Here is a 13,271-nt window from a genome sequence, read left to right on the forward strand (position 1 = left end):
AACAGCGCTCACGCTCGTTCTATTTTAAACATTGCTACAGGGCGAAAAGTTACAATACGGTTAAATTGAAAAGAACAGCACTTCCTTTTTGACTCGTTCAAAGGTAAGGCTGTTCTCTTCAAATTATACGTATATCTATTCTAGAAGGTCAATTGGTGGATACTGTATCCACACGTTTGTTTTTCTCTCGTGAACGCAAACGTCCAGTAATCAGGGCAGCGGCCAGGGTCAGCACACTGAAGATAACGGCAGACCAGAACAACCCGTTGTAACCTTGACCGGTCGTTTGATGAACGGCTTGGAGCAGCATATCCCGAATACCCGGGTCGGGAATTTGGGACAACCCTTCCGTCAGACTCGCCACATCGCTACCCGATGCTCCTCCTGCTCCTGAGGCATACTGTTGAAGTACCTCTGGAGGAACCTGAATCCCCTGATCCGCGAGACCTGACTGAATATTGGAGCCCAGGTTGGAGAACGAACGGGCGAGAAATCCTGCAAAGATGGTAGGCGCAATGGCCATCGCCATCTGGCGGAACAAGGAACTAGTTGCTACGGCAATGCCCTTGTTGTTCTCACCAGCCTGTTCCGTGACGAGCACGTTTACCGGCGCCCCCAGCATCATGCCGAAACCGATCCCCACCAGTACACTCGCAATAACGAACTGCCAGATATGCTCTACCCATAGCGGGAATAGCAAGAATCCAATGGCAGACAGCAAACCGGCGACGGATAAGGTCCAGATTGGTCCTTTGCGGTCAACCAGGTAACCCCCACCACCTGCGCCAATTCCTGATGCCAAGGCAAGCGGGGTAAACCAATAACCTGAAGCTGTACTGGATACACCCAGATATTGCTCCACGAAGCCTGGAATGAAGATCACGGATGCCAGAATGGCTCCCGAGAAAAAGGCAATCAGCAGCGTCCACCGAAAGGACGCAATGCCAAGAAGCTGAGTTGATACGACAGGTTCACGTTGCGAGCCTTCCAGCCTTTTTTCCAAAAAGTAAAAGAGCACCAGAATGACCACACCTGCCAGGAAGAAACCATAGAACATTGGCGAACCGAGACTCTGCAGCATATCGACACCGTCCAGATTACTGAAGCTGTACATTAAACTTAGTACCCCGAGTGTGAGAACAGCAATACCACTCCAGTCCACAGCAGCGCGGTTCAACTCCTGTTCTTCATGGATGAATCGAATGCCCGCGATAAATAAGAGAATGGCAATCGGTACATTAATGAGGAATAACCAGTGCCAGTTTCCCGTAATATCCAAAATAAAAGCACCAATGTTCGGCCCCAGAATCGCAGCAACACCATTCATGCCTCCAAGCAGGCCCAAGGCTGTACCCTGACGTTCAGCAGGAAACTTGCTCAGCACATACGAACTCGCAATGATAAAGATCCCGCCACCGCCCAGCGCCTGAATGACACGCGCAACCAGGAAGAAGGTAAATGAAGGACTCAGTGCGACAAGCAATGATCCTATTCCGAACAACGCGACTTCAATTAAAAACAGCTTTTTGCGGCCATAACGGTCCGACAGCTTCCCTGCAATCGGTACACTTACCGCAAGACCAAGCGTATAGAGGGTAATTGTCCATGCTCCCCACGTCGGAGATACTCCAAACGAAGCATTTAGCGTCGTCAGCGATGACGTGATAATACCATTATCGAGTGCAGCCATGAATACCCCTATCGCAAATAAAATGAGCGGCCATTTCATTTGTTTTTGCATCTCTTCTTACCTCCCCGATCAGATCACAATGACCCAGCCTTATGCCGGGATGCTACATATATATTAAACAAAACAGAACATTAATGACTCACTGGTCATTTTAAAACAAAAGGATTTTATATGTCAATTCATTGATATGGATTTCCAGTGTTAATAGCATGCTTTTAATAAAAAAAGCTGCCCCCAGATTATGTTTAAATCTAATCTGAGGGACAGCTCGCTGACTTATGAAGATAACCTATGGCTTCTTATTTTAGAGAAACAGATAACTCGAATGTACACTATTCCTGCATCAGGTGACGATTGAGGAATTTCTCAATGGCTCGATACAGATCAAGCTGATTCTCGACATTGGCGAAACCATGGCCTTCATTCGCTTTTAACATGTATGGTACATCCACTCCACGTTTGCGCAGTGCTTCCACGATCTGATCAGACTCTGCCTGTTTAACCCGCGGATCATTCGCACCTTGTACGACAAATAGCGGCGCCTTCATCTGATCGATATGGAACAAAGGTGAGGCTGCAGTCAGCAGCTCCTTGTCTTTCACCGGATCACCCATGCGCTCATAGAACATGTTCCGCTCAGATTCCCAATAGGGTGGAAGGGAATCCAGCAGGGTGAACAGATTGGAAGGTCCCACATAGCTGATGCCGGCGGCATACACGTCCGGTGTGAATGCCAGTCCAGCTAGCGCTGCGTAGCCTCCATAAGATCCTCCATAAATGGCTACACGTTCTGGATCAACTGTCCCTTCTTTCACCAGCCAGTTTACGCCATCCGTAAGATCGTTCTGCATCGCTTTGCCCCACTCTTTGTTTCCTGCATCCAGAAACGCTTTACCATAGCCTGTAGAGCCACGGAAGTTCACCTGCAGTACAGCATAGCCGCGGCTGGCAAGGAACTGGACTTCCGGACTGAAGCCCCATGAGTCACGTGCCCAAGGACCGCCGTGAGGGACAACAACGAGTGGTAGCCCGGAAGCTTCCGCCCCGTTAGGGAGTGTCAGATAGCCATGAAGGGTTAAACCATCACGTGACGTATATGTCACAGGTTTCATGTCTGACATTTTGCTCTCATCAATCCATGGTGCAGCATCAGCCAGTTTATCCAGCTTGCCTGTCTTCGAGTCGTAGAAATAGTAGGTGCCCATCGACTTGTCACTATAAGCAGCGAACAGGACCTGACCTTCTTCGCTCATGTTGGAAATGCTAACTTCCTTGCCGGGCACTTTGGCTTGAAGATCCTGCATTAATTTCTTGAACTCGTTATCGAAGAATTCATAGTTTACCTTGTCTGTCTCATAAACTGCTGCAAGAATTGTCCCCTTCTCTTTCGAAGGTATGAAGCTGGTTACATCCACATCTTTGTTTTCATAAATGGTTTTAGTTACCTTCTTGGTGCTCGGGCTAAATTCTACGATAGCTGTTTTATCCCGATCCAGGTTAGATGCAACATAGATATTTTTGTTGTCATAGGTGAACATCAATGGAACAAACGTCTCTCCCAGCTCTGTGGTTAGCAATGGCTCAAACGGTTTATCCTCCGAATCTCGATACATTAACGAGGATACGTTGCCATCACTGGAAACGGCTACACGAATCTTACCTTCGTGGTCTGTTAACCAGCCCGAGATATTACCTGGATTCTCGGCAGCAAGCACAGCTTCGCCTGTCTTAATGTTGATGCGGTACACATCAAAGATCCGAGGATCACGTTTGTTCATGCCCACCAGAATTTCATCTGGAATGCTCTCCAGCGGATCAACCAACATGGCTCTTGTATTGGGATATGGGGTAAGATCCTTGCTGTTCTTCCCATCCATATCCGTAACATAAATATGATAATTCTCGTCTCCGGCTTCATCCTTCACATACAGCAATTTGTCATCAGTAGCCCATACAAAGGCAGCAATACTGCGATCGGTTTCACTCGTAATCCGGGTCGGCTTGCCCGAGCCTCCATTTTCCTTAACCACAACGTTCATGCGGTTATTCCATGGTTCCAGATAGGCCATATGTTTGCCGTCCGGCGACATCTGGAATCCAGCCTGAGCTGGCTGCTTGAAGAAATCCTCTAATGGGGTAAGTCCCTCAGCTGCTACATCAAGCCCTAGTGCCAGATACAATGCTTCGGCAAATTCACCATGAGTCACTGTACCCTTGGCATTAAATGCACTGCCTTCAATGATAAAATGCTGCTTGAGGCGAATCGCATCCTCGGCATGTACAGCGGGAATCTGTTTCATATCACTGTATACGACCTGTATTCCATTATCCTTCAATCCAAATGCACGGGTAAATAATGAGGCCATCTGTGCTCGCGTAAGTGGTGCATCCGGTGCATAGCCTTTGGCTTGTCCCCGAATGAGACCACTTTGCTTCAATGCATAGATGGCTGGTGCGGCTTCATCTTGAGCCAGAACATCAGCGAAGCCTATAAGAGAAGCAGGTGTATCGAGCTTAAGTACACGTTGCAGGATGATTGCTGCTTGAGCACGCGTTATTGGTGTCTGTGTTTGTTGCATTCCATCTGTTGTACCATCTATGTATCCCAGTTGCTGGAGCGTCTGTGCTGCCTTCGAGGTTATGGCTTCAGCAACGGCTGCTGTAGGCTTGCTTGCTTCGGCTGCCAGAATTGCAGGCTGAATTAGAGCAATAGACATGGCCATGGTTAGCGTTACAGCATATACCTTTTTGCTAATTGCGTTCAATATTAATCCCCCTTATAAGTGAATTACAGAATAATTTGGAATTATTCGTAAATCATTGTACCACGATCATCCATAAGTTTACAGTTAGGGGAATACGGCAACATTTAATTCTTTGACCCGGAGAAACCATAATTGAGGAGTTTACGCGTTTCGTTAAAACGGCTTTCGCGGCTTTCTGTACCGAATACAACCGAGATCAGTCTTTTACCGTCGCGCTCTGCTGTTCCTACAAAGTGGTAGCCTGTAAGTGGATCATAGCCCGTTTTCAATCCATCATTGCCATCGTAAGCGTAAGGTCCTCCAATGGAAGATAGCATCCAGTTCTTGTTACTCATATAAATCCCTTTTTGATGCATGGAGACCTGAGTTTGGCTGGAGACCTGAAGTACTTCGGGGTAATTTTCAATCAGATATTGTGCTAGTTTGCATGCATCCGTAGCTGTCATGACCGTCTGTCCCTGAATTACATCAGGACGATGAGGACCCAGCTGTTTCTCACTTAGTCCCGTTGAGTTCCTGAAGATGGTATCCGTTGACATGCCAATCTCCGAGGATTTCTCGTTCATCATCTGTACAAACGACTGCTCTGTACCACCAATATGCTCTGCAAGCGCGACAGCTGCATCATTAGCGGAATACACCGCCATCGTCTGGAAAAGCTCCTGTACTGTAAACTTCTCCCCTTGCTTAAGTGCAAGCTGAGTACCTCCCACCGAACTGGCGTACAGGCTAACATTAACCGCATCATCCCAGCGTGCCTCGCCATTCATAACAGCTTCCATGACGAGCAGCTCTGTCATCAACTTGCTGATACCCGCAGGGGCCATTTCTAATGAACCGTTATAATCCATCAGGATCTTGCCTGTACTCAAATCCATCAGTACTGCAGATTCCGCCTTGATTCCCGGTTTGCCTATCAGTATGTCCGGTTTAACACCCACATATATAATGACCAGCAGAGCCAGCAGCATTCCTGCCCGTTTCCACCATCTTTTCATCAGTGAATCACCTCTTATAGATATAGACGAATGAAAGAGGCATTTGGTCTGCACTTTTTTGCAAAAAAGTTAAATTTTTTTTATTTTTTTGTCATCAAAAAAACATGGACTCTATTCACCCCATGCCAGAGTGATAGAATCCATGTTTTAAATGACACTTTTTATCGTACCCAGAGGAATTCATTTACTCGATCTAGCAACCGACTTCGTCAAAGGACCCCAATCCTTATGGCTGCTCATAGAATCAAAAGTAACCTTTCCTTGAGAACAAGGCACTTATAATTAGAATAAGAAAAGTATAATTACTCAGCCACTACTGGTTTATCTGCGTTAACAGCCAGATCGCTCAGGTAGATACCTGTTCCATCACCAATCGCGTAGTTCATTACACGTTTGTTGACCGGTGCTACTACAGCACGGTACAGTGTCGGGAATACTGGAACTTCATCAACCATGTACTGCTGCCATTCATTGTAGATTTCTTTGCGTTTCTCTACGTCGAAGGCTTCAGCAGAGACACCTTTTGCAAGCAACTCATCATTTTTCTCACTAGAGAATCTGGAGAAGTTATACAGTGCATCGCGACCATACAGGCCTGCTGGGTCTACGTCAATACCTACACCCCATGCTGCTTGGTACACATCGATGTTTGGATCATCTTTACCAGTGTTACCTACACGGTCATAGAAGCTGTTAAACTCAACCATTTCGAGGTTCACTTTCAGGCCGATTGCTGCCCAGGATTGAACATAATAACGTGCCAGTGGTTCAGCGGTGTCGCCACCTGTCATGGATACGAAATTGATCTCCAGTGGTGATCCATCTGGATTGGTACGGAATTCTCCGTCCAATTTGTAGCCAGCTTCATCAAGCAAAGCTTTGGCTGCTTCAGGATCATAGGCTACACCTGGATTGTTGGAATCATGGAATTCAGGGTGAGACGGCGGAATCAATGTTGTTGCGTTCCAACGCAGACCGTTGTAGAAACGTTTGCCGACTTGGTCGTTGTCTACAGCCATCCACATCGCTTTACGCAAGTTTTTGTCAGCCATTTTTGCATCAGGATTCGTTACAACTTTTCCGTTTTCTTCATCCCATGTACCCAGTTTGAAACCGATGTACGTATAAGCACGGTCGATTGCACCCAGGAATTCCACATTGGACATATCTGCATTGTCTTTATATTGATCTGTAGGGAATGCATCCACGAGGTCTACCCCGCCAGATTTCAATTCTTGAACAACCGTTGTTGGGTTGATAACTTTCAAAGTCACTTTATCCAGTTTTGGAGCTCCACGCCAGTAGTCTTCATTTTTCACAAATGTTACAGACTCACCTGGAGTGATGGTTTCCACTTTAAATGGACCAAAACCGATTGGAGTTTCACGCACTTCTTTGGAAGAGGACATTTTGGCTACATCCATATCACCGAAGATATGTTTAGCCAGCGGATATGTCCATACGCCACCTGTCAGCAGGGACGGTGTAGATTCTTTGTATGTGATGCTGATTTGTTTGTCGCTCAGCACTTTGATACCGGAGATCGTTTTTGCTTTACCAGCATGGTATTCATCCATACCTACTACGCTTGTGAAGTTGGAATCGTAACGAGGACCATCATAAGCCTTGTTACCGATAACTTCATAAGCAAATTGCAAATCTTCTGCCGTTACCGGCTTACCATCATGCCAGTTTACATTATCACGAATGGTTAGTGTGAACGTTTTTCCATCTTCGGATGTTTCATACGTTGCTGCACCATCATTGGTGTATACATAGTCTTTATCCCAAGTCAGCAAACCTTCATCGAACCAACCCAGAACTTGCACGTCAGGATCGCCCGAGTAAAAATTGTAATTCAGTGTACCTTCAAAAGCAGTATCTGATACAAGTCCAAATGTGATAGATCCACCTTCAATGGCAGTTCCTTCGTTGGTTTTAACATTGTTAAAGTCCTCAATGGAGTACACGCCCTCTTCATTAGCAGGCTTCTCCTCTGTCTTCGTCTCCCCTGTGTTCGAAGAAGGCGTTGGTGTTGCTGCCTCTTTCTCCGAGCACGCCGCAAGCGCCAGTACGAAGACCAACATCATCGTGAAAAATAGTCCCCGTGAAAAAAATCTCTTTTTCATGAACCTTTCCTCCCTTTTTAACCTCTTCTTTGTCTTGCATCAGTCGCACGCTTAAGGGCTTGACCGACATTATTTATACTCAACATCAATACCAGAATAAGTACTGACGCAGGTAGCCATATCCACCATCTGGTTTCCAGGGTTTGCGGATTACGTGCATAACTTACGAGTGTTCCAAGACTCGGTGTGCTCTCAGGGAATCCAAATCCCAAGAAAGACAGCCCGGATTCAAGGCCAATATTGGCAGCAAGGTTCAATGTCATCGTTACGATGATGATGGAGCTCAGATTAGGTAGAACCTGTGAAAGCATGATTTTGAGATGGGAAGAACCCAACGTTTTTGATGCCTTTACATATTCAAGTTCGCGCTCCTGTAATGCCTTAGACCGAATCAATCTGGCAATTCCCATCCATAGGAAAGCAGTCATGATTAGTGAGAACGAAGTAATACTATATTTGGGTACTGCTGTAACAAACGCGATAACGATCATCATGAACGGTAGAACCATGAAGAAATCCACGACACGCATGAATATATTATCAATCAATCCTCCGAAGTAACCGGACAATAAACCAATCACGATTCCCAAGAATCCTGTCATTACCGTAACAAGAATGGCAATGGATAATGAGTTCCGAGTACCTATGACTAATTGTCCGAATACATCTCGCCCGCCGTAATCTGTTCCTAACCAATACTGGGCTGAAGGCGGCTCATACAAGGCGAATAGATCTACTTTAACAATTTCATCCTGATCCAGAACCAAAGCGGTTCCGTAAACTAGTAATAAAACTAATCCTAAAAATATGAGCGAAATTAGCGCCACTTTATCCCGGACTAGCTCCCTCCATAAGATACTCAAGCTAGAGGGGCTTTTATCTATCTTCTGTGAAGTTATAACGACATCATTGGCCTTGCTCATCTTATTCACCCCGAAATCTTCAAGTTCTTACTTGATCCGTATACGTGGATCTACCAATCCAAGAATAATGTCAGATAACAGCGAGCCCAGAATTGTGGCGATACCAAATATCAGGACAAGCGCAGTCACAACACTGAAATCCCGAAGAGAGATTGAGTTAAGAAACAGCTGACCCATGCCCGGATAACTGAATATACCCTCAATGATAATGGTACCTCCGATAAGTCCAGTGATCTCATAACCAAAGAATGCAGCAATCGGAAGTAGAGAGTTTCTTAGAATGTGCCTGTTGTAAACTCGTGATTCCGAGGCGCCCTTGGCCCTCGCAGTGAGAACAAATTCCTTGTGCTTAATATCGATAATTTCACTACGTAAGTATTGAACCGTGGATACTGTAGCGATCAACGCCATGGATAAGGCCGGTAATAACAGATGATAGAACTTGCTTGCAACGTAACTAAATGTTCCTGGTGTAAGTCCAGGTGCTACGCTGCCTCCAGTTGGGAATAACCCGAAGTGGAACCCAAAAATCCATAACATAACGAGTGCAAAAATAAATAAAGGTGCTGCAAAACCTAAATAGGTGTAACCCGTAATTAAACGGTCAGACCATGTATCGTTGTAACGACCACTGATAATACCGAGTGGAATTGCGATTAAGTATGTGAACACAAGCGTTGCAAAAGCCAGCCAGAATGTATTTGAGATCCGTTGACCAATCAAGTCCATAACTGGCATTTTAAATCGGAAAGATTGCCCGAAGTCACCTTGTGCTGCATTTCTGATCCAGTCCCAATACTGTATATACCATGGATTGTTGAGTCCAAGTCGTTCTCTTTGTTCATCCAGAGCCTTAGGATCTATGCTTGGGTCAAGCAAGCCTGTTAGTGCATCGCCTGGCATCGCCTTGGCCATCAAGAATACCAAGAGACTAAGCAAAAAGATCTGAGGGATCATAATCATGATTCTTCGTAGTATTATATTCCACATATGGCCTTCAACCTTTCTGAGGTAGAGCTACTCGGTGAGTATTGGAAATGGATTTGAGCGAGTAAGCAAGCCCTTCCTCATCAAAGAAGTTTCGGTATGAATTCTCATACTCGGATTTAACCTGCTGACGGAAAGCAGTCATCTCGTCACGTTTGGTTGGATCCATATCCGGAATAGCTGCTATGAGACGCTTGGTATAGATATGCTGTGGATTCTCAAAAATATCATCGGTCGTTCCTTGCTCTACGTAGCGACCTTTATACATAATTCCAATCTGATCACACATATGTCTTATAATTCCGAGGTCATGACTGATGAACAGATAGGTCAGATTTAGCTCTTTTTGAATCTCCTGCATGAAATTAAGCACTTGTGCCTGTACGGATACATCCAGAGCGGATACGGGCTCATCTGCAATGATTAGTTTCGGCTTCAGTGCAATTGCCCGGGCAATTCCGATCCGCTGCCGCTGTCCTCCGGAAAATTCATGAGGATACTTATAGATGGACTCTGGACTTAGACCTACTTTTTCTAGCAAATCCCTGACTTGTCTCTTCTCTTCCGTAGCTGTAAGTCGCTCATAGTTGCGTAGAGGTTCAGCAATAATATCGATAACCCTCTTCTTGGGATTCAGTGAAGAATAGGGATCTTGAAAGATCATTTGCACGTCTCGCTGGAGTTGTCTGTCCTTACGGCGCTCTTTGGTAAGGTCCTTGCCGTTAAATAGAATTTTTCCGGCTGTTACATGGTTGAGTCCGATAACGGCTCTCCCTGTCGTCGTTTTGCCTGAGCCTGATTCACCAACGAGTCCGTAAGTCTGTCCCTGCTCAATGGAGAAGCTTACATCATCAACCGCCTTGATACTTCCAATTTCACGTTTGATCAATCCACCGCGAATCGGAAAATGTATTTTGAGTCCTTCAACTTCGAGTAATGCCATTATGTTATTCCTCCTCAGCTTGATCAGGGAAATGAAAGTGCTGGTAACAGGTGCAGCGTACAAAGTGACCTGGAGCAATTTCATGCATCTGCGGGTTCTCTTCATGGGCCGAATCACTGATCCACGGGATTCGGGCCTTGAATCGGCACCCTTTGCGAGGAAGATTTTTTAATGAAGGTACAATACCTTGAATGACATGCAGCTTCGATTTTTCTTCGGTAATCGTAGGAATAGAGTTCAATAGAGATCTTGTGTATGGATGCTTTGCATTGTTCATTAGCGTGTAGATATCTGCAATCTCAACGATTTCACCCGCGTACATTACTGCAACTCGATCCGCCATCTCAGCAACCACCCCAAGATCATGTGTAATCAGGATGATGCCAGCATTGATCTCGTTCTTCAAATCTCGGATAAGTTCAAGAATCTGAAGTTGAATCGTAACGTCAAGTGCTGTTGTAGGCTCATCGGCAATGAGCAGTTCAGGTTTATTTGCAATGGCAATTGCAATAACAACACGCTGCCTCATACCGCCAGATAGTTCGTGGGGATACTGCTTGTATATCTGTTCGGGACGTGGAATCCCTACTTGGTTAAGCAGATCAATAACCTTGTCTTTCTTTTCTTTAGAAGACATTTTAGGTTGATGTAGTGTCAGAATCTCATCGATCTGGTCACCAATAATCATCAGAGGATTTAATGCGGAAAGTGGGTCCTGAAAGATCATTCCCATCTCTTTACCGCGGAGCTTGTTTAATTTGTTAGGAGAGATATTCGCAATATCCTGTCCTTTATATAGAATCTGGCCATCAATTTTGGCTTTGTTGTGAAGACCCATAATTGAAAATGCGAACGCACTTTTGCCTGATCCTGATTCTCCAACAATCGCTAGTACTTCGTTTTTCTTAACCGTAAGGTTAACGTGATCAACTGCTGCATAATAGTCATCTTCAATTCTGAATGATGTAGTTAGATTTCTGACTTCCAATAGCTCTGTGTTCAAATCAATCACCCTAACCCCAAAATTTCCGCAGACTGTATTCATATATATAAGAATGCATCCACTGTATATTTCCATGTTCTTGAAGAAGACGAACAAAAGTTTATACAAAATACTAATCCATTAGGAGAAACGAGTTTCGATATTGCTATTTAGACCATTGGTCAATTAATGTTGATAAATCCTAGCGGAATTATATAGCAAAATAATTAATGTAATCATACGTGTAAATTTAGGTGACGTCAATAATTATTTTGAGATTTTTGGTATAAATGTTTTTTATATCATAGTTTTGGGTATTAGTTATATTTTTAAGGTACTTATCAAGGGGGATTTCGATATTATTTCGACTTTTTTCGAGTGAGGTTCTGAATTAGGAGAGTATGAATATTAAATATATAACATGTACCTTACGTTTATTATGTACTTACATGTCGAATCAATTTAATTTTAGAATATATATGTTAGGTTTGTGGCAAATATTCGCTTTAATTTGTTTCCTCTATGTCAGCTGTCTTTTTAGCAAATTTATGCCTATGCGATTATTTTTATGCTATTCATTAAGTCTGTGTTAAAATTCTAGTTATTCTAGTATAGTTTTATTTATTTGCTGCTGTAAAGGACTAATTGTAATCTTTTATCATTTTTTTTACAAAAGAATGAAAAAAGCCCTGCAAAATGCAAGGCTTTTCCGATATTTATGCATCATGTTGTATTTTAATTATAGGCTTTATGGTGAATCCGGCGGGCGTTTGCCACGCTTCAACTCATTGATGCTTAAGCCAAAATCCATCTGCAGATGAGGATAATCCGGAAAGTTAGCCCAGTCGCCTCCCCATGTAAATCCTAACTCCTTGGCCAGATCGACAACCTCCATCCAGTCTGCTTGTCCATTGCCGTTATCATCGCGCTCCATATCCCATACTACATCACCATCTGGGGTCCGAAGTGCGAAATCAATAGCCAGTCCGTAATTATGATATGATTCCCCGCCTCTGGCATTCGTAACGATATTCCCAGTGGTCGAGCGGCCTTGATTAAACAGCTCATCCTGCTCTTCTATACTTCGATAACCATGGGTGATAACGATATCTATACCACGCCGGGCTGCTTTGCGTACCAGTAACTGCTCACTCTCTGCCACGACGGGATGGAGACCTGTGATGGGCGCAGCTTCTCTAGTATAATCTGGCCAAATTTCGTAAGTATCCTCTTTTTGCTGCAGCCATACGTATAAAACGGAAATTAGCAGCGTAGCTATTAGCCAAAAACGTAAACTTTTCTTTTGCTTCCGCTGCTCTTTTTTCTTGATTTTCTTCATATGCACTCCTGATGTCTTGATCTGTTATAAATGGAATATTCATCACTTACTCAAACATAATCTATTCTATTATAAATGATTTGCATCCCAATTACTTCTCCACGATCATTCGCTCAGGTTCTCGTTCGTTTCAAAACATAAAAAAGCAGCCGGCTATAAGCCGGCTGCTTCGTATGCAAGCTGAGTAATACTACTCAGTTGTGTATGGCAGCAATGCGATTTGACGGGAGCGTTTGATCGCGATCGTCAGCATGCGTTGATATTTAGCGCTAGTACCTGTTACACGGCGTGGCAAAATTTTTCCACGTTCGCTGATAAATTTACGAAGCAAGTCCGTATCTTTATAATCGATGTGAGTAATTTTGTTAGCTGTGAAGAAGCACACTTTACGACGTTTGTTACGGCCGCCACGGCGAGCCGGTCTTTTATCGTTGTCTCCGCCTTCTCTTTGCTTGAAGCTCATGCTTTTCAGTCCTTTCCTATCGTTAAACCACTCACTCTAGAGTGTTGGTTCA

At 44.4% G+C, this 13,271-nt stretch carries 10 protein-coding genes; all 10 read right to left on the bottom strand.

Features of this window, described 5'->3' with window-relative positions; all coding sequences use genetic code 11:
• Positions 1-148: 148 nt before the first annotated feature.
• Entirely contained in the window at positions 149-1,741 is a 1,593-nt protein-coding gene (locus tag F4V51_RS28585) for an MFS transporter (RefSeq protein ID WP_153980488.1), read from the bottom strand.
• Positions 1,742-2,022: 281 nt separating this feature from the next.
• On the bottom strand, positions 2,023-4,455 hold the full coding sequence (locus F4V51_RS28590; RefSeq protein WP_153980489.1) for a S9 family peptidase: 2,433 nt from the start codon (positions 4,453-4,455) through the stop codon (positions 2,023-2,025).
• Between the two features lie 104 nt (positions 4,456-4,559).
• Positions 4,560-5,453, bottom strand: a complete 894-nt coding sequence (locus tag F4V51_RS28595; RefSeq protein WP_236146669.1) for a D-alanyl-D-alanine carboxypeptidase family protein — start codon at positions 5,451-5,453, stop codon at positions 4,560-4,562.
• Between the two features lie 302 nt (positions 5,454-5,755).
• A complete protein-coding gene (locus F4V51_RS28600) occupies positions 5,756-7,582 on the bottom strand; it encodes an oligopeptide ABC transporter substrate-binding protein (protein ID WP_153980490.1) in 1,827 nt (608 codons plus the stop codon).
• A gap of 17 nt (positions 7,583-7,599) precedes the next feature.
• Positions 7,600-8,505, bottom strand: coding sequence for an ABC transporter permease (locus F4V51_RS28605; RefSeq protein ID WP_153980491.1), 906 nt, complete (start codon positions 8,503-8,505; stop codon positions 7,600-7,602).
• Positions 8,506-8,532: 27 nt separating this feature from the next.
• A complete protein-coding gene (gene opp4B / locus F4V51_RS28610) occupies positions 8,533-9,495 on the bottom strand; it encodes an oligopeptide ABC transporter permease (protein ID WP_153980492.1) in 963 nt (320 codons plus the stop codon).
• A gap of 7 nt (positions 9,496-9,502) precedes the next feature.
• Entirely contained in the window at positions 9,503-10,435 is a 933-nt protein-coding gene (locus F4V51_RS28615; RefSeq protein WP_153980493.1) for an ABC transporter ATP-binding protein, read from the bottom strand.
• Positions 10,436-10,439: 4 nt separating this feature from the next.
• Complete coding sequence (locus F4V51_RS28620; protein ID WP_095293497.1) at positions 10,440-11,438, bottom strand: ABC transporter ATP-binding protein; 999 nt, start codon at positions 11,436-11,438, stop codon at positions 10,440-10,442.
• Positions 11,439-12,165: 727 nt separating this feature from the next.
• A complete protein-coding gene (locus F4V51_RS28625; RefSeq protein ID WP_153980494.1) occupies positions 12,166-12,756 on the bottom strand; it encodes a M15 family metallopeptidase in 591 nt (196 codons plus the stop codon).
• A gap of 190 nt (positions 12,757-12,946) precedes the next feature.
• Positions 12,947-13,219, bottom strand: coding sequence for a 30S ribosomal protein S18 (rpsR, locus tag F4V51_RS28630; RefSeq protein ID WP_062327715.1), 273 nt, complete (start codon positions 13,217-13,219; stop codon positions 12,947-12,949).
• Positions 13,220-13,271: the final 52 nt, after the last annotated feature.

The sequence above is a fragment of the Paenibacillus xylanilyticus genome, assembly GCF_009664365.1.
GTDB lineage: Bacteria > Bacillota > Bacilli > Paenibacillales > Paenibacillaceae > Paenibacillus > Paenibacillus xylanilyticus_A.